The following is a 24,432-nucleotide window of genomic DNA, read 5'->3' on the forward strand; positions in this document are numbered from 1 at the left end:
CATGACCATCCGGTTCCAATGGTGCCACTCCCTGGGCGCGGCGGACTTTCCTGTATCAGCTTATGAACAGCTGCGAAGCCAGGTGGCCGATGCAACCCCTTTCAACACCCTGGCCTGGCTGCAGGCGGCGGAATTCGCCCTGTTGCCGGATCAGCAGTTGCATGTGTTACTGGGCTGGCAGGACCAGGACTTGTCTCTATGCCTGCCCCTGGTTTCGGGACGTGAGCGTATCGGCGGACTGCGGTTCCGGGTGTTGCATCACTTGGGTTATCCCTTGGCCGACCGCATCGGCCTGCTGGCGCGCCTGGACGCCGAAGGCATGGGCCAGGCGCTGATGCAGATTCGTCAGCAACTGCCCCACGCGATGTTGCAACTCAATGAAGTGGTGGAACCGGTCGGCGAGCAAAGCGTCCTTAGCGCCTGGATGGCGCTGAGCTCCACCGGAGAGCGGCGGCTCAGTTGCCGGGTTCCGGTGCACTTGATCAGCGACAGTGATCATCAGGAAATTTCCGGTGATCCACGCTACAAGCTGCGCCGGGCGCGCAAGCGGATCGCTGCGTGCGGTGCGCGTATCCAGCGGGAAACGCCGGATGCCATTGGCATGGGGCCGCTGCTGCGGACCCTCGCCGAAGTCGAGGCGCTCAGTTGGAAAGGCGAAGAAGGTGTCGGCATCTTCTCCGACCCCATGCGCCGACAGTGGATGAACCACGCCTTCACAGCCCTCGCCGCCGAAGGCCTGGTGCGGGTGGTGATGCTGGAACTGGATGGGCACTGCATCAGCTATCGCCTCGGGCTGCTGGAGCAGGGGCGCTTGTACGACTACAACCTGGCATTCCTGCCGGAGCATGCCGACCTGGGCAGTGGCCGGGTACTGCTCGAAGAGTGGATTCGCTGGGGGCTGGATGACAACTGGCACTGGATCGATGCGTCGCGGGTCAGCCTGGAAAATTCCAGCCATCAATTGCATGAGCGCATGACCGGACAACTGGAACACTGGCGCTGGAGTTTCTATTCATGGCAACCCGATGGCCTGGTTCTGGGCCTGGCGCTACGACTATGGAAGAGTCTCAAGCCGTGGCTCGGCAAGCGCCCGCGCCAACAAAACACAACGACTGTTTCTTCACCCAATCCCAAAAGCAAGGAGAGCGATCATGCCTAGCGAGGTCATAATCAACGCCGACGACTTCGGACTCAGTTGCAGCGACAACGCAATCATTCAATCGGCCTTCAAGGCAGGGGTCATCAGCTCCGCCACCCTGATGGTCAATACCCCGGGTTTCGAACAAGCCTGCAAGATGACCCGACACCCCATGCTCCGCGGGCGTATTGGCTTGCACTTCAATATGACTCATGGCTTGCCGCTGAGCCCGTCGATTGCATCACGCCCCGCATTTTGCGACACAGACGGTGTATTCGACCTGAACCTGTCGCGTTATGCCCTGCGCCTGGGCGCGAAGGACCTGGCCGCGGTGCAGGAGGAACTCCAAGCCCAGTGGCAACGTTGCCTGGACTACGGCGTGCGGCCCAGCCACCTCGATTCCCACCAGCATGTGCACAATATCTGGCCCATCGGCGAAGTCGTGGCCCGTTTCGCCGCCCGGCAAGGCGTGCCCGTACGCCTGGCACGCAACCTGGGGGCGAACCTGAACCTGCCCAAGCGCATTTTCAAGACCCTGCTCAACCGGCGCCTGCGCAACCTCAGCGGCGCCACGGCCGACTACGTCTGCACGCCGGCCGACCTGCAACACGCCGCACCACCGGACCATGGCACTCTCGAAGTGATCGTGCATCCGCTGCACCTCGAAGGGGACTTTGGCGACGACAGCCTGAAAGCCGGGCATTCATTGACCGAGGTGTTGCGCAAGCGCTTGGAAGGGGTGCCCAAGGTGCCTTATGGCGGGGCGAGACGGCGGTTGGTGTGGACTGAGTTTGAGGATGCGCATTGATTGAAGAGAATGCTCAATCGGGATGAGGCAGTTACATCGTGACAAGCAAATGCTGTGATACTGCATTGCCCGAATAGTATCCACCTGGATACATTCGCCGAATGAACTATCTTATCCAGCAGACTTCAACGTTTCTCGAATGGAAGATATCAGGCGAGCAAAAAAAATGGCAAAGGAGGTACAGGTATGAGCCAGACACTGATTGCATTTGATCTGGCAACGTTGCTGGACAGTGACGAAGCCATCAGCGAATACCTTTCTCAGGTATTGGCCGACGGTGATAATGAAGAGTTTCTCAGAGCAATAGGCTACGTTGCCAAGGCCAGAGGCATGGCCCAGATTGCCAGGGACTCCGGCATGGGTCGCGAAAGTCTTTACAAGGCATTCGCACCTGGAGCGAAGCCTCGTTTCGATACCGTACTCAAAGTGGTTCACGCCTTGGGCATCGACTTATGCGCGCGACCAAGTGGCCTGTGTAGCCAGTCATAAACTGGAACCCTCCAAAATCCCTCCATCTTGCAAGCGAATCTGCTAAAACGCATCTTCTGTCCTGAGTATGAGTCGCGTCGATGTCTTCATCTTTACTCCCACGCCGTCGGCGCCGCTGGCTCGCCTATTTGTGCATGGCTGCAATGGTGGTCGGGTTGCCGGTGGGCTGCGCTGTGTTGCAGCACAAGGAGCGGCAGTTGGTGTTTCGCATCGAGCCGGGAACGGCGAGCTGGTTCAGCGGCCTTCCGAGCAGCGTGCAGGAGTTTGACCTCAAGCCCAAAAGCTTCAAGGCCGGGGAAAATATCCACGGATGGTGGTGGCCGGCCGAACGCAAGAACGCACCGGCGATCCTGTATTTGCACGGAGTGCGCTGGAATCTGACTGGCCAGTTGTTTCGTATCCAGCAGTTGCGGGCCCTGGGCTTTTCGGTGCTGGCGATCGATTACCGTGGCTTTGGCAAGAGCCATGGCGACCTGCCGTCCGAGGCCAGCGTCTACGAAGATGCGCGGATTGCCTGGGAGCGGCTTGAAGTGTTGCAACCGGACCCGGCCCTGCGGCTGATCTACGGTCATTCCCTGGGCGGCGCCGTCGCGGTGGACCTCGCTGCCGAACTCGGCCAGAAGGCCGCCAAAGACGGCGGCGTCGTCCCGGCTCGCGGCCTGATCATCGAATCCACTTTCACGTCACTGGGCGATGTGGCGACCGCCATGGCGAACACCTCCCTGCCCGTGCGCTGGCTGCTGTCGCAGAAATTCGACTCCATCGACAAAATCCCCGAGATCAACATGCCACTGCTGGTGGTGCATGGCGCGGCGGACAACTACGTTGCGCCGCGTTTCAGCGAGCAACTGTTCAAGGCGGCCCATGAGCCGAAACACCTGCTGCTGGTGCCTGGAGGAACGCACAACAACAGCATGAGTCTGGCCGGCAAAAACTACCGGCAGGCGCTGGATACACTGATGCAAGCCCGGCCCTCTCCCATGGCTGGGGCTCCCCAGGCAAGCAAGGTCAAGGCTGGCTGATTCACATGATGGTGGTGGATCAGTAAGCGTCGATGTTGGATGGGCCGGCGTCATCGCGAGCAGGCTCGCTCCCACAGGGTTCGGTGGGGTGTCTGGGTGGTTTGGGCGCTTCCGTTCTTTCCCGGGTTCAAGAAAAACGGCACCTTTCGGTGCCGTTTTTTTATTGCAGGGTGCTTACTTGCGGGCTGCTTCCCACGATTTCAGTAGTTCGGCGTAGCTCACGGTTTCGCCTTTAGGCTTCTCGTTCGCCAGTTTCGGCTTCGGTGCGCCCGGTTGGTCGAACCAGTACTGCGCGTCGCGTTCCGGGTTCATTTTCGGCGCGCAGGTGGCCTGGGCCTTGGAGCGTTCCAGACGGGTCATGATCGCGTCCTGATCCTTGGCCAGGCCGTCGAGTGCCTGTTGCGGAGTCTTCTCGCCGCTGGCAGCTTCGGCGATGTGGCTCCACCACAGTTGCGCGAGACGCGGATAGTCCGGCACGTTGGTCCCGGTCGGGGTCCATTGCACGCGGGCCGGGCTGCGGTAGAACTCCACCAGGCCACCGAGTTTCGGCGCCAGGTCGGTCATCGCCTGCGAGTTGATGTCCGACTCACGAATCGGCGTCAGGCCAACGATGGTTTTCTTCAGCGACACGGTTTTCGACGTCACGAACTGCGCGTAAAGCCAGGCCGCGAGTTTCTGCTTCTCAGGCGTGGACTTCATGAAGGTCCAGGAACCCACGTCCTGATACCCCAGCTTCATGCCCTCTTCCCAGTACGGACCGCGCGGCGAAGGTGCCATGCGCCATTTCGGCGTGCCGTCCGCGTTGACCACCGGCAGGCCCGGCTTGGTCATGTCGGCGGTGAACGCGGTGTACCAGAAAATCTGCTGGGCGATGTTGCCCTGGGCCGGCACCGGGCCGGATTCGGAGAAGGTCATGCCCGCCGCTTCCGGTGGCGCGTACTTCTTCAGCCAATCCACGTATTTGGTGGTGGCGAACACGGCCGCAGGGCCGTTGGTATCGCCGCCACGGGTCACGCTGGAACCGACCGGATGGCAGTCCTCGACACGGATGCCCCACTCGTCCACCGGCAAGCCGTTGGGCAGGCCTTTGTCGCCGCCACCGGCCATGGAGAACCAGGCATCGGTGAAGCGCCAGCCCAGGGACGGGTCTTTCTTGCCGTAGTCCATGTGGCCGTAGACACGCTTGCCGTCGATCTCCTTGACGTCCTCGGAGAAGAACTTGGCGATGTCTTCATAGGCCGACCAGTTCACCGGTACGCCCAGCTCGTAGCCGTACTTCTCCTTGAACTTGGCTTTCAGGTCCGGACGCTCGAACCAGTCGGCGCGGAACCAGTAGAGGTTGGCGAATTGCTGGTCGGGCAGTTGATAGAGCTTGCCGTCCGGCGCGGTGGTGAAGGACGTACCGATGAAGTCCTTGATGTCCAGGGTCGGGGAAGTGAAGTTCTTGCCTTCATTGGCCATCAGGTCAGTGATCGATTCGGTCTTGCCGTAGCGAAAGTGCGTACCGATGAGGTCCGAGTCGTTGACCCAGCCGTCATAGATATTCTTGTCCGACTGCATCACCGTCTGCATCTTTTCCACCACGTCGCCTTCTTGCAGCAGGTCGTGGGTCAACTGGATCCCGGTGATTTCGGTGAAGGCCTTGGCCAGTACCTTGGACTCGTATTCGTGGGTGGTGAGGGTTTCCGACACCACGTTGATCTTCATGCCACGAAACGGCTCCGCAGCCTTGATGAACCACTTGAGCTCTTCGAGTTGCTGCTCGGCTGTCAGGGTTGACGGCTTGAATTCACTGCCGATCCATTTTTTTGCGGCGTCTTCATAGGCGTCAGCCCAGGCCACAGCGCTCAACCCGCTGAGTGCCAGTGCGGCTGCCAATGAAACGCTATGTCGCAGCTTATTGTTTTTATTGAACATAGAGACCTCCTGTTTGGTTTTAAGAGCCTGATCGTCAAATTTGCGCGACTAGCCCCACCGCATCACTGCCAACAGCCACACCCAGGACAACGCGAACGCTGTCCAGATGCTCCAGTCGGTGGCGCCGATTACCAGCAGATGCAGGTAGGCGCTACCGAGAAGACCGATAAACAACCGATCGCCACGGGTCGTGGTAATCGGCAGAAAACCACGCCGAGGGATGCTCGGCGAACGCAACTCCCAAGTGGTCATGCCTACCAGGAACAAGGCGATAACCCCAAAAAACGCCGCCGTCGGGACGGTCCAGTTCATCCATTCCATCATCGACTCCTCAGACCCGACCCAGGGCAAAGCCCTTGGCCACGTGGTTGCGAACAAACCAGATCACCAGCATGCCCGGCAGGATGGTCAACACCCCTGCCGCCGCCAGCACACCCCAGTCGATCCCCGAGGCCGACACGGTGCGGGTCATCACCGCCGCGATCGGCTTGGCATTCACCGAGGTGAGCGTGCGGGCCAGCAACAATTCGACCCAGGAAAACATGAAGCAGAAGAACGCCGTCACGCCGATGCCGGAGCCGATCAGCGGGATGAAGATCTTGGCGAAAAACTTGGGGAAACTGTAGCCGTCAATGTAGGCGGTCTCATCAATTTCTTTCGGCACCCCGGACATGAAGCCTTCGAGGATCCACACCGCCAACGGCACGTTGAACAGGCAGTGGGCCAGGGCCACGGCGATATGGGTGTCGAACAGCCCGATGGACGAATACAGCTGGAAGAACGGCAACAGGAACACCGCCGGTGGCGCCATGCGGTTGGTCAGCAGCCAGAAGAACAGGTGCTTGTCCCCCAGGAACCGGTAGCGCGAGAAGGCATACGCCGCCGGCAGCGCCACGCACAGGGAAATCACCGTGTTCAGGCTCACGTAGTAGAGCGAGTTCAGGTAACCGGTGTACCAGCTCGGGTCGGTGAAGATCACCTTGTAGTTGTGGAAAGTGAAATCCTGGGGCCAGAGGGTCAGGCTGCCGAGGATCTCGGTGTTGCTCTTGAACGACATGTTCAGCAGCCAGTAGATGGGCACCAGCAGGAACAGGATATAGAGCAGCAACGGAATCAGCTTCTTATTGCTCATCGTGCAGGCCTCAACGGTTGGCGTCGGAGTGAGTCATGGCGGTATAGAACAGCCACGACACCAACAGAATGATCAGGAAGTACACCAGGGAAAACGCTGCCGCCGGGCCCAGGTCGAATTGACCGATGGCCATCTGCGTCAGGGTCTGGCTCAGGAACGTGGTGGCGTTACCCGGTCCGCCGCCGGTGAGCACGAACGGTTCGGTGTAGATCATGAAGCTGTCCATGAAGCGCAGCATCACCGCGATCAGCAGCACACTCTTCATCTTCGGCAACTGGATGTGCCGGAACACCGCCCAGTTGGACGCCCGATCGATCCGCGCCGCCTGGTAATACACATCCGGAATCGCCCGCAACCCGGAGTAGCACAGCAGCGCCACCAGCGAGGTCCAGTGCCAGACGTCCATCACCAGCACCGTCACCCAGGCGTCCATGGTGTTGGCCGCATAGTTGTAGTTGATGCCCAGGGCGTTGAGGGTCGAACCGAGCAGGCCGATATCGGCGCGGCCGAAAATCTGCCAGATGGTGCCGACCACGTTCCATGGGATCAGCAGCGGAATCGCCAGGATGATCAACACCAGCGACGACCATTTGCCCTTGGTCGGCATGGTCAGGGCGATGGCGATGCCCAGGGGGATTTCGATCAGCAGCACGCACGCCGAGTAGATGAACTGGCGCAGCAGCGAATCGTGCAGCCGCGGATCGAGCAGCACCTGCTTGTACCAGTCGGCACCAACGAAGTAGCGGCTGGACTGGTCGAAGATGTCCTGCACCGAATAGTTGACCACGGTCATCATCGGGATCACGGCACTGAAGGCCACCAGCAGGAACACCGGCAGCACCAGCCACCAGGCCTTGTTGTTCTGCACCTTGTTCATGGCTGCACCTCGCTCAGCGGTTCCAGCAAATATTCATCGGCATAGACCATCAGCCATTGGGCCGGGAAGCTGATGTACGCCGTACCCTCCGGCACCGGTTTGTCTTCGGCCAGGCGTACCTTCAGTGGTTCGCCGTCGAGGTTGAGGGTCAGGATCTTGTAGGTGCCCAGGTCTTCGACATGCGTCACCTCGGCCCGCATCGCGTCGTCGTAGGGACCTTCCCAGACGTGGACGAATTCGGGACGGATGCCGACTTTCAAGGACTTGCCTTCAGCCTCGGCCACACGCTGCTGCAGGGTTGCGGACAGCGGCAAATGGGTCGAGCCGAAACCGACACCGCCGGGTTGCGCCGTGACCTCGATCAGGTTCATGCCCGGGCTGCCGATGAAGTAGCCGACGAAGGTGTGGCTCGGGCGCTCGAACAACTCCCGAGGCGTGCCGAACTGCACGATCTGGCCGCCGTACATCACGGCGATCTTGTCAGCGAAGGTCGAGGCTTCCAACTGGTCGTGGGTGACGTAGACCATGGTGATGTTGAACTGCTCGTGGATCTGCTTGAGCTTGCGCCGCAGCTTCCATTTCAGGTGCGGGTCGATCACCGTCAGCGGTTCGTCGAACAGGATCGCCGACACGTCATCGCGCACCAGCCCACGGCCCATGGAGACTTTCTGTTTCTCGTCGGCGGTGAGGTTGCGAGCTTTTTTGTCCAGCAGGTTCTGCAGGTCGAGGACTTCGGCGATTTCCTGCACCTTGGTGTGGACTTTCGCCTCGCCCATGCCCTGGTTACGCAACGGGAAGGCCAGGTTGTCGAACACCGTCATGGTGTCGTACACCACCGGGAACTGGAACACCTGGGCGATGTTGCGCCGCTCCGGGCTCAGGTCGTTGACGACTTTGTTGTCGAACTTCACCTGGCCTTCGGAGGGGCTGAGCAGTCCGGAAATGATATTGAGCAAGGTGGATTTGCCGCAGCCCGATGGACCGAGCAACGCATAGGCGCCGCCCTGCTCCCAGACGTGGTTCATCTCGCGGATCGCGTAATCCTCGGGCCCCGCCGGAGTGCTGGTGTAGCTGTGGGCGAGGTTCTGCAAATGTATTTCAGCCATCAGGCAACCCTCGCAATACGCTGGCCGGGGGCCTGAACCAACTTGCCCTGGGCATCGAAGACAAACAGTTTGTGGGTCGGGATGTAGATGCGGATCGGCGCATCCACGTCGTACTCATGCACGCCGGGCAGGTGCAGCACCAACAGGAAATGCTCGTTGCGCACGTGCAGGAAGGTCTCCGAACCACTGATCTCGGCCACCTCGACGGTCACCGCCAGTTCCAGGTCGTCGTCGTTGCTCGGCACCAGCGAGATATGGCTGGGACGCACGCCGAAACGGAACTCGCCCTCGCCCACCGGGCGCAGGTCGACGTTCAACGGGAAGTGCACAAAATTGGCAAAGCTCACTTCATTACCGGCAATACGGCCCGGCATGAGGTTGATCGGCGGCTCGGAAAACAGCTCGGCGGCCAGCACGGTTTGCGGCTGGTGATAGACCGAGGCCGCCTTGCCGCTCTGGATCACCCGCCCCTCGTGAAGGATCGTGGTCGTGCCACCCAGGGCCAACGCTTCGTTGGGCTCGGTGGTGGCATAGACGGCAATGGTGTGGCGAGCCTGGAACAGTTCGCGCATTTCCTGGCGAAGCTCTTCGCGCAGCTTGTAGTCCAGGTTCACCAAGGGTTCGTCGAACAGGATCAGCTCGGCATCTTTCACCAGCGCGCGGGCCATGGCGGTACGCTGCTGCTGGCCGCCGGACAGTTCCAGTGGATGGCGCTTCAGGAATTTTTCGATCCGCAGCATCTTCGCGGTTTCCAGCACCTTGCTCTGGATCACCTCGTTGGACACACCGGCCTGGCGCAAGGGCGAGGCGATGTTTTCGAAAACGGTCATGGTCGGGTAGTTGATGAACTGCTGATAGACCATCGACACGTTACGCAGTCGCACCGGACGATTGGTCACATCAACGCCGTTCATCAGGATGCGCCCGCTGTCGGGCTTGTCCAGGCCAGCCATCAAACGCATGAGGCTGGTCTTGCCGGACAGGGTGCGGCCCAACAGAACGTTGAAGGATCCGGGTTCGAAATTCAGGTTGGCATCGTCGATCCAGGTCTGGCCTTCGACGGTGCGACAGATGTGCTCAAGCGTTAATGACATGGCTCGGCCTTTTTATTTTTTGGAGTCAAGCGACCGAAGGTTAAAAGCGAAAGGCGTGCCAGAAATTCCAACCGCCTGAATTTATTGGGTTTTGGTGTTTTTTGTAGGAAAAATGTATTCGCCGATGAACACAAGTGAACAGACATGATTGAACAACTGAACAATTCGTAGGTTGACAATGAACAATTCTGAACAACAATGAATGAACGTTTTCTCGGGCGGAAACTGTTTTCCTGTGGGAGCGAGCCTGCTCGCGATAGCGGTGGATCAGCCAGCATCCATATTGCCGATAGACCGCTATCGCGAGCAGGCTCGCTCCCACACAGGATTTGCGTTCTACCTGGCAATCGGGGCTTGCCCCAGCACAAGGAGTCTGTGCGAAACTCACCACAACAATAAAAACAGCTCCTGCGAGAATGCCCCATGGCCGCACCAGCTCCTGCCTTGTCCCACGACGCCATCATCCAGGCTTCCTGGTCCCGCTGCCGTGCCTTTGGCCTGAATCACCAGAGCGCACCAGCCTTCGACCCGTTGCCCGCCGAAGGCATCGCCCAGTTGCTGGAGAGCCAGCATTCCCTGGTGCAGACCACCCACCAGGAAGTCCTGCCGTACTACGAAAACATCCTCAGCAACTCCAATTGCCTGATCATGCTGGCCGACAACCAGGGCCAGGTGCTGACCTCCTGGGGCACCCAGCGCTTCATCGAGCCGAAACTGGCCCACGGCTTCAGCGCCGGGGCGAGCTGGATGGAGCGCTGCACCGGCACCAACGCCATCGGCACCGCACTGGCCTGTGAGCAGGCGGTGCACATTGAACACGATGAACACTTCCTCAAGGCCAACCGCTTCATGACCGGTTCCGCCGCGCCGATCTTCGACGCCGAGCGCAAGGTCATCGCCGTGCTGGACGTGTCCAGCGACAGCTACCTGCCGCCCTCCCACACCCTGGGCATGGTCAAGATGATGAGCCAGACCGTGGAGAACCGGCTGATCCTCAACCTGTTCCGCAGTGAACACTTCCAGCTGACCTTCAACACCGGGTTGAACAACCTCGACAGCCAATGGGCCGGGCTGCTGATTTTCGACGAGAGCGGCCAGGTGCTTTCCGCCAATCGCCGGGCCGACAACCTGCTGGGCCTGAGCCTGTCGCGGGTCAGCATCGAAAGCCTGTTCAAGGTTTCGCTGCTGGAATTGCTGAACCAGCCCGACGGCCTGCCGTTCTCCTTGCAAGCGGCTGGGCGCCATCGTTTCCAGTGCATGCTCAAGCGCCCGAACCAGGTGTCGATCAAGCCACGCATCTTCACCGAGCCGGCGCCCTCGCCCGCCCCGGCTGCTGCTACCCACGTCATCAGCCTGAACACCCTGCACTTTGGTGACAGCCGTGTGGAAAAGGCCGTGCGCCAGGCCGAGCGCTTGTTGGAAAAAGACATTCCGCTGTTGATCCACGGCGAGACCGGCGTCGGCAAGGAAGTGTTCGTCAAGGCCCTGCACCAGGCCAGTTCCCGCTGCAAGCAGCCGTTCATTGCGGTCAACTGCGCGGCGATCCCGGCCGAACTGGTGGAATCGGAATTGTTCGGTTACGAAAAAGGCGCCTTCACCGGCGCCAACCAGAAGGGCAGCATCGGCCTGATCCGCAAGGCCGACCGTGGCACGCTGTTCCTCGACGAGATCGGCGACATGCCCCTGCCGACCCAGGCCCGACTCCTGCGGGTGTTGCAGGAGCGTTGCGTGCAACCGGTGGGCAGCGCCGAGCTGTTCCCGGTGGACATCCGCATCATCTCCGCCACCAACCGCTCGCTGCGCGAACAGGTGCAACTGGGCCGCTTCCGCGAAGACCTGTACTACCGCATCGGCGGCCTGACCCTGGAACTGCCGCCCCTGCGCGAACGCAGCGACAAGCAGGCCCTGTTCAAACGCCTCTGGGAACATCACCGCGAACCAAGCCAATGGGCCGGCCTGAGCCGCGAGGTGCAGGAGCTGTTCGAGCGTCATCCGTGGCCGGGCAACCTGCGCCAAGTCAGCAGTGTGCTGCAAGTGGCCCTGGCGATGGCCGAGGAACAGCCGATCCGCCCGGAACATCTGCCGGATGACTTCTTCGTGGACCTGGAAATGGACCCGGTGGACACACCGGAGCCGCTGTCGGTGGACTTGAACGATGCCGAAGACCTGAACCGCCAATTGCAGGCGGTGGGCGGAAACATCTCGCACCTGGCACGTCGGCTCGGGGTCAGTCGCAATACCTTGTACAAACGTCTGCGGCAGCTTGAGAGCTGAGGATGCAGCAGCCTGCGGACAGGCTGCTACGCCTGATTCAACCGAGTCTCAATCGAACGCACCGTTCAGAACTTCGTAGATGATGCCAGTGGCTATCGCTACCAGGATCAGGTCCGTGCCCACCTGCCGCCACTCGTAGCCATCGTAGTGCGGCAAGCGTCCCAACAGGCGCCCGTCCAGCTTCTTGGCGATACCCGGCGGCATCGGTTTGCCCCGGGCGAGGTTCTTCTGGATACCCGGCGGCAGTGCCGGGCCGGGGCTCCAATAATCGCGATAACCGCCGATCACGCCGATGATACCGCCTCGGTCGATGCTCGGGCCGTTGTGCCAATCGCCACCGCCACCGTGAGCGTTGCCCTTGCCACCCTGGTTACCGTAGTTGCCTTGACCACCCTTGTTGCCTTGTCCTCCTTTTCCCTGCCCGTGACCCGGACCCTGGTCGAACTGAGCGTTTCCCTTGCCGTTCCCCGGATCCGCAACGACAATTTCAGGCCCCGCCACCAAGGCGAAGCAAGTCACCACTGCAATCAACGAGCGCGATTTGAGCATTATGGTTCTCACTAAAAAGGGAATGTCCCTGCACATATGGACGCTTAGGGTGATATTAGTTCCACATCACGTCTCCTGCTGCTGAGGCTTGCAACGAACGCTATCAAGGAGCTCCATGCACAAGGATTACCTGGCCTTCTTCGTCTCATTGTTCCTCTCCCGACTGGCCGACCAGATCTTGCTGTTCATCGTCCCGTTGATTGTGTTCCAGACACCAACAGCGTCTCCTGGGCGGGCCTGGCCTTCTTCGTCGAATCCCTGCCGCGCTATTTGTCGTTCCCGATCTGCGGCGCCTTGTGCGACAAGTTCCCGCCCATCCGCATCCTGCACATCAGCCAGGTCTACCGCGCCGTGGCGTGCGTCGTCGCCATGGCCCTCTATGGGATCGTTGGCGGCCTCTACTGGATCATCGCCCTCTCGGCCGTGTGCGGCGTGCTGACCACCCAAGGCATCATGGCCCGCGAAGTGGTGATGCCGTATATCTTCAAGCACTACACCTATACCAAAACCCTGTCCTACTCGCAGATCGCCGACCAGGGCGGACTGGTACTGGGCCCGCTGCTCGCCGCGCTGATGCTCGACGTGTGAGCATGGCATTGGGTGGTATTGGCCATTTCCGCGCTGTTTCTGCTGGCGGACCTGGCCATGCGGTACTGGCAGCGCACCAGTTCGGTCACCCTGGAAACCTTTGAGCAACACCACGACCTCTGGCTGAACCCGCTACGCATCGCTTTCAGCCATATCCGCAACCTGGCAGAGCTGAAGAAGCTCATCAGCCTGGCGGTCGGCGTCAATCTGATCATCGGTGTCACCCTCGCCACTTCGGCGGCCATGGTCATCGGCCACTACAGCGCCGGCAAGGACTATTACGCCGGGCTGCAGGCGGCCGGCGCCGTGACCACTATCGTCATTCTGTTCCTCCTGGCACGGGTCACGCTGCCCTTGAAGTGGCTGGGTATTCTGTCCTACACGCTGATCGCCACAGGCGCCTTCATCACCGCCCTCAGCCCGAACGCCTGGGGTTACGTGGTGGGTTTCCTGCTGGTCGTCGGCTTCGACAAGATGTTCAACGTCTACATGCGCAGCATCCGCCAGCAAGTCATTCCGCCCCAGGACTTCGGCAAGACCGTCGGCGTCATCACACTGCTCAACAACCTGTCACAACCGCTGGCGGGCCTGTTGGTCGCGCTGCTGGCCGCACCGATCGGATTGCAAAAGTTGATTCTGCTGCTGGCGTTGGCGACTGGCCTGATCGGCTTCGGGGTGGTGGTGGCCTATCGAAGCCGGAGTCCTCGATCAACGTTCCGTGGCGCGGATACCGAATGAATTCGCGCAACCGATGATGACCTCGCGCTGTCAGCCCGTCGCTGCACGCTTACTGACTTATTGTTTAGGCATGATTGAGGCATTAGGTGTACGAATCCATTCGTCGCCTGTCAGACGTGGCCAACCTTGCCCGGTCACGTCTGGCTCAGGGTTTGCAGCAATCGCCGTAGCAGCCAGGACGACGATATCCTGGCGCTGCGACAACCCAATCACGCTTGGTCGGCCACCGGAGATGTACCGTGTCAACTCTCAATGAAATCGCAGCGAACCACGCGAGAATGGCAAAGGCAAAGGAAGAAGAATCGATACGGCTGAGTGAGTTTCATGCACAGGTGCTGGGTGGTTTTGGACTGCCGTCTGTTGATGCGACGCAGGAGTCGGCCTTGTTCTTCATGGCTCCCGTTCTGGAGCATTCGTTCGTGGAAGGCACTGGCTGCACGATCTGATTTCTCACTCCGGTGTCGAGGGGACCGGAGAAACACATTCTGGAAACATGTGTACAGGATTTATGAACTGCATAAGTCTTTCCATCACCACTCATCAGATACATTGCGCGACCTGTCAACTCTGACAGTAGCCATGAATCGGATCGAGGCATGAAATGACGCCAGTACCCCAAATGGAGATACCGGCGTGGACACCGACAACAGTAAAACTACAAACGCAGCCTCACCCCGGGCAGGCGAACTTGATCCCGAATTCAATAACGGTCAGATCCTCATTCTTTCCGGAACAGACGCCACCGATGTTGCAATCGGTCCAGGGAACAAGCTGTATATCGTGGGTGGCACTGCCCTCAACGCCAGTAGTCAATACCTGATTACTGTGCTCAATCCTGACGGTACTCCCGATGAAACCTTCAATAACGGCAGCTCCGTCACAAACTCATTCGTACCTGACTTACCAAGCCTGGCAGATCAGGTTCACGTATTACCAGATGGAAAAATCCTCATCCTTGGAAGAGTAATAATTCCACCTGATGTTATGGTTAGCAATTTCGCACTGGCCCGTTACCTGCCAGACGGCACCCCGGATCTTTCATTCGGCGTCAACGGTCACTCCGTTCCGCTTCATGAAGATTTCGATAATCTAAGCTTGAGCAGCTACAACTTTGCAGCCGACTCACCTGCCCCAAAGTATCTTGAGCCTGGGCAAACTTCGTTATTTCTGCATGGCGGGCGCACGTACATTTCGGGATTTACTGTGAGAGAGGGCAAAGCCTTGACGCTGCTCATGTGTCTGGATGACTTGGGCAATCTCGTACAGGACTTTGGCAACAAGGGAGGAAGTATCATTGAGCATCCCAAGCCGTACCCCGATACCCATCATGTGAATGCACGAAGCATGCTGGTCACCGATCGCCATATCTATCTGGGAGGTCATATACAGTACAACCAAAAGAATTACATGGCATGGGTCAGAGTACACTTGAACGGACAGCTCGACTTGAGTTTTGGCGCAGGTGGCTTTGTCTTTGATTTCGACGATAAAGGCAGAGGAACTTTCAACTCCATCACATTCAGAAACGACCTCACGCTTGTCGGAGTCGGCAGCGGTAAGAGCGCCGCCACTCGGCTTACGAGTCATGGAATGCTGGCAAGCATCGACAAGGAAGGCAGCGCAGATCCGAATTTCAATTATGGCGAGCCCATCCTGAGTATCATGAATGGTAGCTCTCGATGGCACGACTGTGCCGTTCAACCGGACGGGCGCATTGTCACCTGTGGCAGCTCCGGGAAAAATGAAGAGCTCCTGATTGTTGGACGTTATCAGCCCGATGGGACGTTCGATGCCAGCTTCGGCAAAAACCATGGCTGGAACGAGTATCCCATGAAGGACGAAATGTTTCTGTCAGCACTGACGGTACAGCAGGACCATGCCATCGTCGTAGTCGGTCGGTTTGCTGAGAACCGCCGGGTATTCCCTTTCGTATTGCGACTGAAAGGGTAAGGCATGGAGAAAAAGCAGTTATTCCCTCGGGAAATCATGAAGAGCTCACGATCAGGGGCTTTCCCCTCATAAAATCATAGACATCAGAGGTGCCTCACCACAGCAGCTGCCAGTATGCCGGCCGCAATCGCCGGCAACGGTTTCTTCAGGACCAGCATGACAACTGCCGTGGTGAGCAACGCCAGGCGTGCGCCGTCATCCCCCTTGACCGCCATCGGTGCCAGGAGCGCCACCAATACCGAGCCTGACATGGCGGTGATGAATTGCTGCACCCGATAGCTGATCGGTACGAACGACATCACGAAGACCCCGCCCCAGCGGGTCGCCAATGTCACCAGCGCCATGATCAGGATGATCACCAGCGTGCCATACCCCGCCGTCGCGATATTCATTGTTTTTCCTCCATCCACAACGCGCCCAGCAGCCCGCCCGCCAAAGCCCCCACGACGACATGACTGTTGGCCGGTAAGTACCAGTAAGCCATCAGCGAAGAGCAGGCCGCGACGGTCCAGATGATGAACATGCGCAAGTTCTTCTTGCCGCCAACCACCATCGCCAGCAGGAAACACCCCATCACCATGTCGAGCCCGAAACTGACGGGATTCTGGATGGCGCTGCCGAAATGCAGGCCCAGCCAACTGCCCAGGATCCAGGCGGCCCACAGCGCAATGCCGCCCCCGAACAACAACCCGAACCCCGGTTTACCGCGGTTGAACGCCTGCATCGCCATGGCCCAGTTGGCGTCCGAAACCACCAGCATCACGCCGTAGCGCTTGGCCACCGGCAGCTCCCGCAGCCACGGGTAGAGCGTCGCGCCCATCAACAGGTGGCGGGCGTTGATGGCGAACACGGTGATGATCAACGGCACCACGGGCACCTGTTCGCCCCACAGATCCAGCGCGGCAAATTGTGAAGCGCCGGCAAATACCAGCGTACTCATGAGTACCGCCGACGTATCACTCAAGCCCGTTTGCGCTGCAGCCAGGCCGAACGCGACCCCGAACACGACGACGAACAGAGAGATCGGCATCAACAGCCGGAAGCCGTCGTAGATGTACTCGCGCTTCAACTCGTGCAGAGGGGGTTCAACGTTTGACAAGACAGCGCCTCGTTCAAGGATCGGCTTAGAAGGAATCAGTATGCGAGCCGAAGGCGACTTCCGAAAAGCACATAATTCGAACAGGCCCTATTCGATAACCTCATGCTTCAGTGAACGCGTTCATATCGAAGACGCTTGTCTGACGCTAAGATTGCCGCACGGTCGATCAGTCCCCGCGTCGAGCATCCCTGGAGAACGAGTGAGGTGGCATGAGTACGCTTGAGAAAGCCATAGCGATTTCCGCCCGGGCCCATGAAGGGCAAACCGATAAGGGTGGCTCGCCTTACATCCTGCACCCGCTGAAGGTCATGTTGCGTCTGGTGCATCACGACGAACGTATCGTGGCGGTGCTGCATGACGTGGTCGAAGACACCCACGTGACACTCGCAGACCTGCGCAACGAGGGTTTCAGCGAGGCTATTCTGACCGCCATCGAATCCCTCACCAAGCGCGAAGGCGAGACCTATCAGGCGTTCATCGAACGGGCTGGCCTTGACCCCTTGGCGCGTCGGGTGAAACTCGCCGACCTCGCGGAAAACAGTGATTTATCACGGCTAGACAGGCCGAGCCAGAACGATCTGGAGCGGGTTGAAAAGTATCGCAAGGCCGCTGAGTACCTGACGGCGCTCGAGTGACAAAGTGCCGGCGGAAAGACTTTCACAACAGCGGGCAAGTGCCGATGACTTGATAGTCCGGTTTGGAAGATACGATCTCGACCACCCAGCCTTCGCTAAAGACCAACGCCTGCTCCTCAACCATCGCGCTGATTTCCGGACAAAGGTTGCGGGCGTCTTCTGAAGAACCGTCTATGACGATATTGACCGTACGATGCTCTACCGAGAACTCGGAAGCCTGGGTCAAGGCATCCATGCCATCCAGCAGCTTGCAGAGCAACGATGCGCTCTCTTCAGTCTCATCTCCCCCACTGCTGTAGGCCGGTTGAACAATCATGGCCATCAGCAGAAAAAACGCACCCGTTATAAACCTGTTTCTCACAGCCACGCTTCCTCCGGCTACTTATGCGCAGGTTCGGTATTGAACGCGGTATACGGCAGGAACAATGTATCGGCAACCAGGCTGAACGGCAGGTCAATGAGCGCCACCGGTAACAACACACGGAGCACGCCAGCGTTTTCCTCCGTCGCCCCCTTGAACACCTCGATATCCGTGGAAGATCCGCAATAGGGATGAGCACCACAACGCGGGTGATCGTCAAAGGTTTCGGCAAGCGTCGAACATCCCGTCAGGAGCATGACGGTGATCGCGCCAAGAAAAGACTTCATATGGAGCACTCCAAAAATATCGCGGGCGTTGGGCAACAAGCCCAAGTTACCGGAAGTCCTGCTCCTCTGCCGGAACCAGTTGGCAGAACGGCCCATCCAGCGTCGCGTTGTGGTGAGCCACACTGTCTTCAGCGCTCATCACCGGTGAGTCCGAGGTGGTATGACCGTCGGCCCGGGGTCCATTCAGGCTCAGGGAGTATTGGCACTGGAGGCAGCATCCTGATCAGGCTGCGCCGAAAGCGGTACATCGAACACGCGATCGAACACCCATTGAAAAACCAGTGAATAGAAAAAGAAAAACACAAACAGCCCCAGGTTGGTGATCAATGCCAGCCACAGACTGATGCTTAGCCACGCCCCAATCACCGGAGTCAGGATCAGCGTCAATCCCCCCTCGAATCCCAAGGAATGCAACAAGCGTCGTCGCCAACTGCGATGACGATGGTACTGGCGGCGCTCCCACCATTCGAACAAGCCGTTGAAAAGCATGTTCCAGCCCAGCGCGACGGCGGAAATCACCAACGACAGTTGGGTCGAATAGGCCAGACCTTGTTCGTAAGTAAGCGCCAGGGCCGGCGCCACGAACAGCACGCCGCCAACCTCATAGAGGATCGCCTGGAGAATCTTGCGGGGAGCGCCTTGCATCGTGGCTCTCTCGATTGGGGTGAGGAGACCACAGCCTGGCGAGTTGAGCGCCCACGCACAATTGAGCTAAATTGAGCCACGCTCAACCTGAGTAACCCACCCTCCCATGTTCGCCAAACTGCCCCTCACCGCCCTGCGCGGCTTCGAGTCTGCCGCACGGCTGAGCAGCTTCAAGGCAGCGGCCCAGGAACTGAATGTCAGCCCGGCGGCGATCTCCCATCAAGTCAAAAGCCTCGAAGCCTTCCTCGGAGTGCAACTGTTCAAACGCTCCAGCCAGAATGTACGCCTGAGCGCCGATGGCGAGCGCCTTCACCCGCACATCCACCGGGCTCTGCTCGATATCCAACACGGCTTGCAACTGCTGTCGCCGCCTCGTGCTGCCCAGTCCCTGGTGGTGAGCACCACGCCGGCGTTTGCCAGCTTGTGGCTGATACCCCGGCTTGGGGACTTTCATCGCCTGCACCCGGAGATCGACGTCAGCCTGCACAGCAGCAACGAGGTGGTGGACCTGCGGCGTGACGCAAGCATCGACCTGGCGATCCGCGCCCTGTTCATGACTGATCCACAGCTATTCGAGCAGCCTTTATTGGATGAGTACTTTGGCGTCTATTGCCGCCCCGACTGGCAACCGCCCGCTGCGAACTCGCCCGTCGAACTGATCGACGTGCCGTGGTTGAGCAGCTCGAACCTCGCGGTCGACTGGCCTGCCTGGTGCGCCAAGGCCGGTACCCTCGGCTGGTTGGATGACGCGCGCTTGCGGCGTTATGACGAGGAGCAACACGCGTTGCAGGCAGCAATCGCCGGGCATGGGCTGGTGCTTGCCAGTAATGTGCTGGTTGCTGACGCGGTTGCGCGAGGGCAATTGGTTGGCTATCGCCCTGAGGTGCGTCTGCCGGGGGCACGGTATAGCGTGGTGTGCGTGCCGGGGCGGGAGCGGGAAGCGGCTGTGCGGTTTTTTAGTGAGTGGCTGCTGACGCAGACTATAGGCTGAGCATCGGGTGCTCGTGCCTGTTTCATCTATCCAAGACCAAATCTGAACAACTCCAACCCTCAGGACGCTTCTGACCAAAAGCGTCGCGCTCTTCTACATCAACGTTCTCCAACATGAGCATGTCTCCACAGGGGAGCTGCCAATCGTAGAAGTCTGAAAAGTCTGTCCTTGCCAGCGCAAATATCGTCTTGGCAATGAAGCCGTGGGTAACCAGCAGGATAGTCTTTGACCGGTATCGATCTCCAAGCTCAAGCAAACCCCTTCTCACTCGCGTCACCACATCAGAGACCGACTCCCCACCCGTCGGGCCAGCAGCCCAGCGACGCGTGATGTTCTGTGACCACAATTCCGGATAACGTTCGCTTGCGTCCTCCGGAGTCAGGCCCTCAAAAACGCCAACGTCGCGCCCTCGGAAGGCATCCATTATTTCGCTGGAGAGATTCAGGGAGCGGTTGATGATATCGGCAGTTTCCTGGGTCCTGAGACGTGGAGAAACGACGATTGCGTCCAGGTTTTCAGGCAGATGTCCTAGGAGCGCGAGAGCTTGTGCCCTGCCCCGTTCGTTAAGTGCTGGATCGAGCGATCCGAGGTAACGTTGTTCGGCGTTCGCGCAGGTTTCACCGTGCCGTATGACGCATAGATGCATGGATTCACCTCTTAGGTTTTATGAGGCCGGGCTATCGACAACGGATGGCTCAACGTTTGTCACCTTTTTACGTGGTTCTCGTGCAATGCGGGTTCGGGTCGAGTAACCGGGAGCCATCACATGTTCAAGCATCCAAACACGCTGGAAATGGACATCACGCCTTACCTGGGCAAAACCGAGAAGGTCAACGTGACCCTGCCAGGCTTTGTTCGATAACGTGGCGCGGGAATGCTATTTTCAATGCCGCACCGGGAAGGACCGGCATCAATCAAAGGAATGATCATGGCATTCGATTGGCACTCAGGACCTATCACCCGCTCCACGCTTATCGACCAGAACTACCGGAGTACCCAGAAGGTACGCCAGTTCCTCATCGACGAATGCGGCGGCGCATTCAAGTTTGATCGCGCCTTTATGGCCTGGATCAAGAGCGGCGAGCCATCGACGATGGGTGATGTGGCAGACCAATGGCTACACACACGCCGCTGACCACGATACCCATACCCACCCAACCGATCACTGTATTGGGACTCGCCTAGTGGCCCAAGCTAACGGTTTTACTGCTGGCGCGGACATAATAATTATCAAATTCGCTGCTCTCTACGAATACGAAACCATGGCGAACGTAAAACCGATTCGAGGCGCTTTCCTTGAGAGCGCCAACCCTGATAGAACGTCCGATCTCATCTGCTTCTCGGAAAATCCGAGTGAGAACTTCAGTGCCTATCCCTGCTCCTTGAGCGCTCGGTATTACATACAGATGGTCAAGCAGCAGCTCGTCCTGAAGGTCTTTGATAACGACAAAACCGACCAGATCACCTGATACCTCTATGCGGCGTGTACTGCTGACGTCGAAACCATTAAGAAACCGTTCGCGCGCACGATCAGGATCAAATCGCCCAAGCCTCTCCAGGCTTTCGCGCATGGCCTCAATCCGAATGGCTACCAGATCTTCCAGATCGCAGGTTGATGCTCCGCGTAAAACGACAGCGTTTTTTTGATCAGAGGGGGCAGACATGACAAGCACTCTGGACATTACCGGGTGACTATAGAGAGCATGGGTTGGATAACCAGTTCCCCCGGTCCCACCCCGCGTTACCGGCCTGCTCTTGCCTTCAATGAAGAACCCTACGGCTCTCTCCAATCCTGATCCGGTCGAGCGCTCTGTTTAACGCATCCAAGGCATCGAGCAGCGCTTTCGCCTCAACTTCCCGGCCATCGCCCCAGAGGCGTTCAGCCATTTTGTTCAGTGCCTGGATAGAGCGCTCGATGTCAGCAGCAGTCACTGCTTTGCTTTCCTGATTTTTCTTTGTCATCGATCACCCCTTCCTCAGGGCGTGCCTGATCGGCTTCAGTGCGGCTCGCCCATCAGAACACATGATCCAGGATCGAGCATTGCCGTCCTTGCACCTCAGCAAAGCTTATTTCCTTTCTGTCCGTTTCCCTAAAGCCAGGATCGTCTTACTTGGCTTTCGCGTTCTTGATGTCACTTATGATTTGCTGAGAAATAGCCTGAACCTGCTTTTGGGTCATGGCCGACATGACGCCTTCCCAAGCGGAGGACGACGTGTCATAGGTCCGGGTGCCAATCAGACGGCCTGATTTCAAGTCCGAATAATCTGCGCGGGAGTTGACCCACGCATTTCCTACCATGACACCGGCTCCGTAGCGTGCACCTGGGGTCAGGTAACGGAAATTGGTCACGTTGATCTTGATGCCGACTCCGTCTTTACCGTCGAGACTTGTCGGCTGGGCTTCGACAAGGTGGTAGCCCGCGCGAGTCGCTTCCACTTGCAGAGCGTCATTCCATTCTTGCTTCAAGCGAGACCAGTCCTCGTTTTGTTCAACCTTGCTGTTTCCCTGGAAGTTGACGATCAGGTTCTGCTTGGCTGACTCCTGGATGACCAGCGCTTCAGTTCCGCCGCTTTTCACGGAGGCAGCACACCCACTCAACATCACGATGGCAACAGAGCAGGACAGCGCAATCGAAAGCTTGAAGTTATTCATTGATTTCCATATCCACAAGATAGGTTGAGAGACGGTCAGGTATTCCCGCTGGGCCGGATGAGCGCGCACATCGAACGCGCAGAATCTAGCATCATTACTTCGCCACTACGAGCCGGGAGCATCATGAGAGATCGGGGGCAATCCGCGATTCTGGGTTCATCCCGTAATCGGTCTGTCTTACTCGTGGCCTGCTCTGTTTTCTGAAGCTGAGTGGAAATTGGTCGTCTCCTATGGTCCAAGCACCAGTATCGAAAGTCTGTTGCCTGCCCATAGCACCTGTGTAGGGACTCATTTCACGCCGGGAAGGTATTAGCTCATGACTTAGCCCGCCACGGTGGAAGAGCCCCTTCGAAAAGTGAAAAGGCTCGATGCATGAAACGATTGAAGCGAGCGGCATCACGCCGTAGCCCTGCCTGTTGACCGCCAATCAGGCACAAATGGGCCACTTGACCAATCACTTCTGCTTCGCCCGGCCTATGGAGCAAGCGGCGGCAGGTCCGTATCGCGAAGTCCAGTCGTCTTGTGTCGACACGCTGCTGAAACTCGCCTACCAACGGATCGTGCAGCGACCAGGCTCGAATGGAAACTTCCCGTCCAGGTTGTTTCTCAGCGGCGATACTCAAGTAGCGTTTCAAGGTTTCGCCCGCGCTCCGACCCTGCGCCGCATGAGCAAGCATGCGCTCTGTGTAGTCTTCTTCCCAAGCGGCCAGCAAGGTGCGGACAAAGTCTTCGCGATTGCGGAAATGGTGATAGAACGATCCACGGGTCACATTCAATCGGCGCGATAGACTCTCGGCCGAAACGCCCAGGTGCCCTATTTGGTCGAGGGCCTCAAAACCAGCCGCGATCCAATGGTTACGCGTTAGTTTTTTCACCCGTTATTTCGCTCCCTGTTTAGCACCATACAGACTGTGTAGGGTGCACACCCGATTGATACGTTGCGAACACCAGCACTTGTCATGGAGTTCGCCTTGAAGAAAATCGTTCTGGTTGCTTTCGACCAATTCACGGATATCGACCTGTTCCTGATGTGGGACATCTTAGGCCGCAACACTGAGGACTGGCACGTCCGAATATTGGGTGCTAGCCCTATCGTGCGATCGGCACATGGCCTGCCTGTTTCGGTGCACGGTCCGCTTTCGGAGGCCAATAGTGCCGACGCGATATTGTTCGCCAGCGGCAAGGAAGGTATACCCACGGCACTTGCCGCCCCAGATTTCCTGCCGTCGTTTGAACTTGACGCCAGACGCCAGCGAATCGGCTCCATATGCGCCGGCGCTTTCATTCTCGAACGGCTTGGGCTGCTCAGCGGCCAAGCGACGACACACCCGGATGCACGATCGAGCTTGCAAGCCCTGGGACTTGAGCCCATGGACCAGCCTCTTGTATGCCAGGGGAACGTTGCCACCGCTGGCGGATGCCTTTCGGCACTCTATCTGGTGGGATGGTTGGTGGAGTCCTGGTTCGGTGTTGCCAAGCGCCGTGCGACATTGCTCCCTGTTCTGCCAGCTGGGCAGCAAGCGCTCTATGATGCCTTGATCGGGCTCAGTATTCGCCAAGGAAAAGTGAGCGGATCGGCTGGCTCATGAAAGTCCGAGACATCGTTGCCTGTTTTAGTCTCAAGACAGCCAAACAGTTGGCAACGCTTGCCAATCGGGTTGGAATCTTCAAGGTCTACAGCACGAACCAGACTGAAATCGTGCTGGGAGAAGACGACAAGCACCTCGACTTCCGGATATCGATCCTATGTGCTGAGGAGGCAGAACAGGAAGGCAGTCGCCAACTGGTTTTTTCAACCGTGGTGCAGTGTCGCAAGCGTTTAGGCCGGGCCTACATTTTGATGATTGCCCCGTTTCACCGCTTGGTTGTTAAGGCCAGCCTTCTTCGTGCGGCGCGGGTCGGTTGGCCTTTGGCTAGCTGATACGAAGACTGAAAGCGTTGTGTGCCCCCTGAGGTCTAACACGTCCATCGAAAGAGTAGCGAAAAAGCTCTATTGCAAAAGATCGGTGGGTTACGACTATCAGGTAGGCTGCGATAACTCAACAGTTCTTCCTTCCCTTTTGGCAATGTCATACCTCC

The 24,432-nt window shown here is 58.4% G+C and carries 28 protein-coding genes and 4 pseudogenes; 14 read left to right on the forward strand and 18 right to left on the reverse strand.

The genetic code is table 11. The features are described 5' to 3' along the window. Nucleotide 1 precedes the first annotated feature (1 nt). The 4 genes from LOY67_RS18550 to LOY67_RS18565 all read left to right on the forward strand — a co-directional run bounded on the left by LOY67_RS18550 (nucleotide 2) and on the right by LOY67_RS18565 (nucleotide 3,457). Nucleotides 2-1,159 carry a GNAT family N-acetyltransferase gene (locus LOY67_RS18550; protein ID WP_265063876.1) on the forward strand — a complete coding sequence of 386 codons (1,158 nt, stop codon included), beginning with the start codon at nucleotides 2-4 and terminating at the stop codon, nucleotides 1,157-1,159. After that, complete coding sequence (locus LOY67_RS18555) at nucleotides 1,152-1,946, forward strand: carbohydrate deacetylase (protein ID WP_265063877.1); 795 nt, start codon at nucleotides 1,152-1,154, stop codon at nucleotides 1,944-1,946. The genes LOY67_RS18550 and LOY67_RS18555 overlap by 8 nt, the downstream gene beginning before the upstream one ends. A 186-nt stretch (nucleotides 1,947-2,132) precedes the next feature. After that, a complete protein-coding gene (locus tag LOY67_RS18560; RefSeq protein WP_265063878.1) occupies nucleotides 2,133-2,435 on the forward strand; it encodes an addiction module antidote protein in 303 nt (100 codons plus the stop codon). A gap of 80 nt (nucleotides 2,436-2,515) precedes the next feature. Next, entirely contained in the window at nucleotides 2,516-3,457 is a 942-nt protein-coding gene (locus tag LOY67_RS18565) for an alpha/beta hydrolase (RefSeq protein WP_265063879.1), read from the forward strand. Nucleotides 3,458-3,631: 174 nt separating this feature from the next. Here the strand turns inward: LOY67_RS18565 and LOY67_RS18570 are convergent, their stop codons facing one another. From LOY67_RS18570 to LOY67_RS18595, 6 genes are read right to left on the reverse strand one after another with little or no spacing between them, the layout of a single operon-like run. Further along, nucleotides 3,632-5,374, reverse strand: a complete 1,743-nt coding sequence (locus LOY67_RS18570) for an ABC transporter substrate-binding protein (protein ID WP_265063880.1) — start codon at nucleotides 5,372-5,374, stop codon at nucleotides 3,632-3,634. Between the two features lie 48 nt (nucleotides 5,375-5,422). Continuing rightward, nucleotides 5,423-5,695 (reverse strand): DUF2160 domain-containing protein, encoded by a 273-nt coding sequence (locus LOY67_RS18575; RefSeq protein ID WP_265063881.1) that lies wholly within the window; start codon nucleotides 5,693-5,695, stop codon nucleotides 5,423-5,425. 10 nt (nucleotides 5,696-5,705) lie between these two features. After that, nucleotides 5,706-6,506 carry a carbohydrate ABC transporter permease gene (locus LOY67_RS18580; protein ID WP_047700612.1) on the reverse strand — a complete coding sequence of 267 codons (801 nt, stop codon included), beginning with the start codon at nucleotides 6,504-6,506 and terminating at the stop codon, nucleotides 5,706-5,708. 10 nt (nucleotides 6,507-6,516) lie between these two features. Continuing rightward, nucleotides 6,517-7,383 (reverse strand): carbohydrate ABC transporter permease, encoded by an 867-nt coding sequence (locus tag LOY67_RS18585; RefSeq protein ID WP_258625617.1) that lies wholly within the window; start codon nucleotides 7,381-7,383, stop codon nucleotides 6,517-6,519. Then, entirely contained in the window at nucleotides 7,380-8,489 is a 1,110-nt protein-coding gene (locus LOY67_RS18590; RefSeq protein WP_265063882.1) for an ABC transporter ATP-binding protein, read from the reverse strand. Before LOY67_RS18590 ends, LOY67_RS18585 begins: the two co-directional genes overlap by 4 nt. Further along, nucleotides 8,489-9,583, reverse strand: a complete 1,095-nt coding sequence (locus LOY67_RS18595) for an ABC transporter ATP-binding protein (protein WP_041023712.1) — start codon at nucleotides 9,581-9,583, stop codon at nucleotides 8,489-8,491. Before LOY67_RS18595 ends, LOY67_RS18590 begins: the two co-directional genes overlap by 1 nt. A 423-nt stretch (nucleotides 9,584-10,006) precedes the next feature. Between LOY67_RS18595 and LOY67_RS18600 the strand changes: the two genes are divergently transcribed. Then, the gene (locus tag LOY67_RS18600) at nucleotides 10,007-11,857 is read left to right on the forward strand and encodes a sigma-54-dependent Fis family transcriptional regulator (RefSeq protein ID WP_265063883.1); all 1,851 of its coding nucleotides are present in this window, start codon (nucleotides 10,007-10,009) and stop codon (nucleotides 11,855-11,857) included. A gap of 48 nt (nucleotides 11,858-11,905) precedes the next feature. On the opposite strand, the gene LOY67_RS18605 is transcribed toward LOY67_RS18600, so the two are convergent. Next, the gene (locus tag LOY67_RS18605; RefSeq protein ID WP_047700608.1) at nucleotides 11,906-12,406 is read right to left on the reverse strand and encodes an anti-virulence regulator CigR family protein; all 501 of its coding nucleotides are present in this window, start codon (nucleotides 12,404-12,406) and stop codon (nucleotides 11,906-11,908) included. 115 nt (nucleotides 12,407-12,521) lie between these two features. On the opposite strand from LOY67_RS18605, the pseudogene LOY67_RS18610 reads away from it, so the two are divergent. The 3 genes and pseudogenes from LOY67_RS18610 to LOY67_RS18620 all read left to right on the forward strand — a co-directional run bounded on the left by LOY67_RS18610 (nucleotide 12,522) and on the right by LOY67_RS18620 (nucleotide 15,682). After that, nucleotides 12,522-13,732: pseudogene (locus tag LOY67_RS18610) on the forward strand (MFS transporter). Nucleotides 13,733-13,971: 239 nt separating this feature from the next. After that, nucleotides 13,972-14,178, forward strand: coding sequence for a hypothetical protein (locus tag LOY67_RS18615; RefSeq protein WP_265063884.1), 207 nt, complete (start codon nucleotides 13,972-13,974; stop codon nucleotides 14,176-14,178). Nucleotides 14,179-14,365: 187 nt separating this feature from the next. Beyond that, nucleotides 14,366-15,682 carry a hypothetical protein gene (locus LOY67_RS18620; RefSeq protein WP_265063885.1) on the forward strand — a complete coding sequence of 439 codons (1,317 nt, stop codon included), beginning with the start codon at nucleotides 14,366-14,368 and terminating at the stop codon, nucleotides 15,680-15,682. Between the two features lie 83 nt (nucleotides 15,683-15,765). Here the strand turns inward: LOY67_RS18620 and LOY67_RS18625 are convergent, their stop codons facing one another. Together LOY67_RS18625 and LOY67_RS18630 are read right to left on the reverse strand one after the other, a co-directional pair. Continuing rightward, on the reverse strand, nucleotides 15,766-16,074 hold the full coding sequence (locus LOY67_RS18625) for an AzlD family protein (protein WP_265063886.1): 309 nt from the start codon (nucleotides 16,072-16,074) through the stop codon (nucleotides 15,766-15,768). Continuing rightward, on the reverse strand, nucleotides 16,071-16,781 hold the full coding sequence (locus LOY67_RS18630; protein WP_159285814.1) for an AzlC family ABC transporter permease: 711 nt from the start codon (nucleotides 16,779-16,781) through the stop codon (nucleotides 16,071-16,073). Before LOY67_RS18630 ends, LOY67_RS18625 begins: the two co-directional genes overlap by 4 nt. Nucleotides 16,782-16,990: 209 nt before the next feature. On the opposite strand from LOY67_RS18630, the gene LOY67_RS18635 reads away from it, so the two are divergent. Next, the gene (locus LOY67_RS18635) at nucleotides 16,991-17,416 is read left to right on the forward strand and encodes an HD domain-containing protein (RefSeq protein ID WP_265063887.1); all 426 of its coding nucleotides are present in this window, start codon (nucleotides 16,991-16,993) and stop codon (nucleotides 17,414-17,416) included. Nucleotides 17,417-17,438: 22 nt separating this feature from the next. On the opposite strand, the gene LOY67_RS18640 is transcribed toward LOY67_RS18635, so the two are convergent. The 4 genes and pseudogenes from LOY67_RS18640 to LOY67_RS18655 all read right to left on the reverse strand — a co-directional run bounded on the left by LOY67_RS18640 (nucleotide 17,439) and on the right by LOY67_RS18655 (nucleotide 18,709). Further along, a complete protein-coding gene (locus tag LOY67_RS18640; RefSeq protein WP_265063888.1) occupies nucleotides 17,439-17,783 on the reverse strand; it encodes a hypothetical protein in 345 nt (114 codons plus the stop codon). Between the two features lie 11 nt (nucleotides 17,784-17,794). Next, nucleotides 17,795-18,064, reverse strand: a complete 270-nt coding sequence (locus LOY67_RS18645; protein ID WP_265063889.1) for a YceK/YidQ family lipoprotein — start codon at nucleotides 18,062-18,064, stop codon at nucleotides 17,795-17,797. Nucleotides 18,065-18,110: 46 nt separating this feature from the next. Then, a pseudogene (locus LOY67_RS18650) lies at nucleotides 18,111-18,236 on the reverse strand (cysteine hydrolase); the annotation flags it as partial. Nucleotides 18,237-18,253: 17 nt separating this feature from the next. Further along, a complete protein-coding gene (locus LOY67_RS18655) occupies nucleotides 18,254-18,709 on the reverse strand; it encodes a PACE efflux transporter (RefSeq protein WP_265063890.1) in 456 nt (151 codons plus the stop codon). Between the two features lie 106 nt (nucleotides 18,710-18,815). Here LOY67_RS18655 and LOY67_RS18660 point away from each other — a divergent pair, with 106 nt between their 5' ends. Continuing rightward, nucleotides 18,816-19,700 carry a LysR substrate-binding domain-containing protein gene (locus tag LOY67_RS18660; protein ID WP_265063891.1) on the forward strand — a complete coding sequence of 295 codons (885 nt, stop codon included), beginning with the start codon at nucleotides 18,816-18,818 and terminating at the stop codon, nucleotides 19,698-19,700. A gap of 22 nt (nucleotides 19,701-19,722) precedes the next feature. Here LOY67_RS18660 and LOY67_RS18665 read toward each other — a convergent pair whose 3' ends face one another. Further along, complete coding sequence (locus LOY67_RS18665) at nucleotides 19,723-20,346, reverse strand: histidine phosphatase family protein (protein ID WP_265063892.1); 624 nt, start codon at nucleotides 20,344-20,346, stop codon at nucleotides 19,723-19,725. A 141-nt stretch (nucleotides 20,347-20,487) separates the two neighbouring features. Between LOY67_RS18665 and LOY67_RS18670 the strand changes: the two are divergent. Both LOY67_RS18670 and LOY67_RS18675 read left to right on the forward strand, forming a co-directional pair. Further along, nucleotides 20,488-20,556 (forward strand): annotated as a pseudogene (locus LOY67_RS18670) (type II toxin-antitoxin system HicB family antitoxin); the annotation flags it as partial. A gap of 72 nt (nucleotides 20,557-20,628) precedes the next feature. Continuing rightward, complete coding sequence (locus LOY67_RS18675) at nucleotides 20,629-20,835, forward strand: DUF6434 domain-containing protein (protein WP_265063893.1); 207 nt, start codon at nucleotides 20,629-20,631, stop codon at nucleotides 20,833-20,835. A gap of 46 nt (nucleotides 20,836-20,881) precedes the next feature. Here LOY67_RS18675 and LOY67_RS18680 read toward each other — a convergent pair whose 3' ends face one another. The 4 genes from LOY67_RS18680 to LOY67_RS18695 form a co-directional block, all read right to left on the reverse strand. Next, nucleotides 20,882-21,364 carry a GNAT family N-acetyltransferase gene (locus LOY67_RS18680; RefSeq protein ID WP_265063894.1) on the reverse strand — a complete coding sequence of 161 codons (483 nt, stop codon included), beginning with the start codon at nucleotides 21,362-21,364 and terminating at the stop codon, nucleotides 20,882-20,884. Between the two features lie 97 nt (nucleotides 21,365-21,461). Next, a complete protein-coding gene (locus LOY67_RS18685; RefSeq protein ID WP_265063895.1) occupies nucleotides 21,462-21,662 on the reverse strand; it encodes a hypothetical protein in 201 nt (66 codons plus the stop codon). Nucleotides 21,663-21,807: 145 nt separating this feature from the next. After that, nucleotides 21,808-22,353, reverse strand: a complete 546-nt coding sequence (locus LOY67_RS18690) for a hypothetical protein (protein WP_265063896.1) — start codon at nucleotides 22,351-22,353, stop codon at nucleotides 21,808-21,810. Between the two features lie 314 nt (nucleotides 22,354-22,667). Then, a complete protein-coding gene (locus LOY67_RS18695) occupies nucleotides 22,668-23,228 on the reverse strand; it encodes a TetR/AcrR family transcriptional regulator (RefSeq protein ID WP_265063897.1) in 561 nt (186 codons plus the stop codon). A 96-nt stretch (nucleotides 23,229-23,324) separates the two neighbouring features. Between LOY67_RS18695 and LOY67_RS18700 the strand changes: the two genes are divergently transcribed. Continuing rightward, nucleotides 23,325-23,942: a DJ-1/PfpI family protein gene (locus LOY67_RS18700; RefSeq protein ID WP_265063898.1), complete on the forward strand. Its 618-nt coding sequence runs from the start codon at nucleotides 23,325-23,327 to the stop codon at nucleotides 23,940-23,942. Beyond that, a pseudogene (locus LOY67_RS18705) lies at nucleotides 23,927-24,274 on the forward strand (DUF2867 domain-containing protein); the annotation flags it as partial. The gene LOY67_RS18700 and the pseudogene LOY67_RS18705, both read left to right, overlap by 16 nt. Nucleotides 24,275-24,432: the final 158 nt, after the last annotated feature.

The organism is Pseudomonas sp. B21-056 (assembly GCF_026016325.1).
Taxonomy (GTDB): domain Bacteria; phylum Pseudomonadota; class Gammaproteobacteria; order Pseudomonadales; family Pseudomonadaceae; genus Aquipseudomonas.

Excerpts from the sequence above, each read along its gene's own strand:
- LOY67_RS18550 (WP_265063876.1), top strand. The coding sequence starts at position 2 with ATGACCATCCGGTTCCAATGGTGCCACTCCCTGGGCGCGGCGGACTTT.
- LOY67_RS18555 (WP_265063877.1), top strand. The coding sequence starts at position 1,152 with ATGCCTAGCGAGGTCATAATCAACGCCGACGACTTCGGACTCAGTTGC.
- LOY67_RS18560 (WP_265063878.1), top strand. The coding sequence starts at position 2,133 with ATGAGCCAGACACTGATTGCATTTGATCTGGCAACGTTGCTGGACAGT.
- LOY67_RS18565 (WP_265063879.1), top strand. The coding sequence starts at position 2,516 with ATGTCTTCATCTTTACTCCCACGCCGTCGGCGCCGCTGGCTCGCCTAT.
- LOY67_RS18570 (WP_265063880.1), bottom strand. The coding sequence starts at position 5,374 with ATGTTCAATAAAAACAATAAGCTGCGACATAGCGTTTCATTGGCAGCC.
- LOY67_RS18575 (WP_265063881.1), bottom strand. The coding sequence starts at position 5,695 with ATGGAATGGATGAACTGGACCGTCCCGACGGCGGCGTTTTTTGGGGTT.
- LOY67_RS18580 (WP_047700612.1), bottom strand. The coding sequence starts at position 6,506 with ATGAGCAATAAGAAGCTGATTCCGTTGCTGCTCTATATCCTGTTCCTG.
- LOY67_RS18585 (WP_258625617.1), bottom strand. The coding sequence starts at position 7,383 with ATGAACAAGGTGCAGAACAACAAGGCCTGGTGGCTGGTGCTGCCGGTG.
- LOY67_RS18590 (WP_265063882.1), bottom strand. The coding sequence starts at position 8,489 with ATGGCTGAAATACATTTGCAGAACCTCGCCCACAGCTACACCAGCACT.
- LOY67_RS18595 (WP_041023712.1), bottom strand. The coding sequence starts at position 9,583 with ATGTCATTAACGCTTGAGCACATCTGTCGCACCGTCGAAGGCCAGACC.
- LOY67_RS18600 (WP_265063883.1), top strand. The coding sequence starts at position 10,007 with ATGGCCGCACCAGCTCCTGCCTTGTCCCACGACGCCATCATCCAGGCT.
- LOY67_RS18605 (WP_047700608.1), bottom strand. The coding sequence starts at position 12,406 with ATGCTCAAATCGCGCTCGTTGATTGCAGTGGTGACTTGCTTCGCCTTG.
- LOY67_RS18625 (WP_265063886.1), bottom strand. The coding sequence starts at position 16,074 with ATGAATATCGCGACGGCGGGGTATGGCACGCTGGTGATCATCCTGATC.
- LOY67_RS18635 (WP_265063887.1), top strand. The coding sequence starts at position 16,991 with ATGAGTACGCTTGAGAAAGCCATAGCGATTTCCGCCCGGGCCCATGAA.
- LOY67_RS18645 (WP_265063889.1), bottom strand. The coding sequence starts at position 18,064 with ATGAAGTCTTTTCTTGGCGCGATCACCGTCATGCTCCTGACGGGATGT.
- LOY67_RS18655 (WP_265063890.1), bottom strand. The coding sequence starts at position 18,709 with ATGCAAGGCGCTCCCCGCAAGATTCTCCAGGCGATCCTCTATGAGGTT.
- LOY67_RS18660 (WP_265063891.1), top strand. The coding sequence starts at position 18,816 with ATGTTCGCCAAACTGCCCCTCACCGCCCTGCGCGGCTTCGAGTCTGCC.
- LOY67_RS18665 (WP_265063892.1), bottom strand. The coding sequence starts at position 20,346 with ATGCATCTATGCGTCATACGGCACGGTGAAACCTGCGCGAACGCCGAA.
- LOY67_RS18675 (WP_265063893.1), top strand. The coding sequence starts at position 20,629 with ATGGCATTCGATTGGCACTCAGGACCTATCACCCGCTCCACGCTTATC.
- LOY67_RS18680 (WP_265063894.1), bottom strand. The coding sequence starts at position 21,364 with ATGTCTGCCCCCTCTGATCAAAAAAACGCTGTCGTTTTACGCGGAGCA.
- LOY67_RS18685 (WP_265063895.1), bottom strand. The coding sequence starts at position 21,662 with ATGACAAAGAAAAATCAGGAAAGCAAAGCAGTGACTGCTGCTGACATC.
- LOY67_RS18690 (WP_265063896.1), bottom strand. The coding sequence starts at position 22,353 with ATGAATAACTTCAAGCTTTCGATTGCGCTGTCCTGCTCTGTTGCCATC.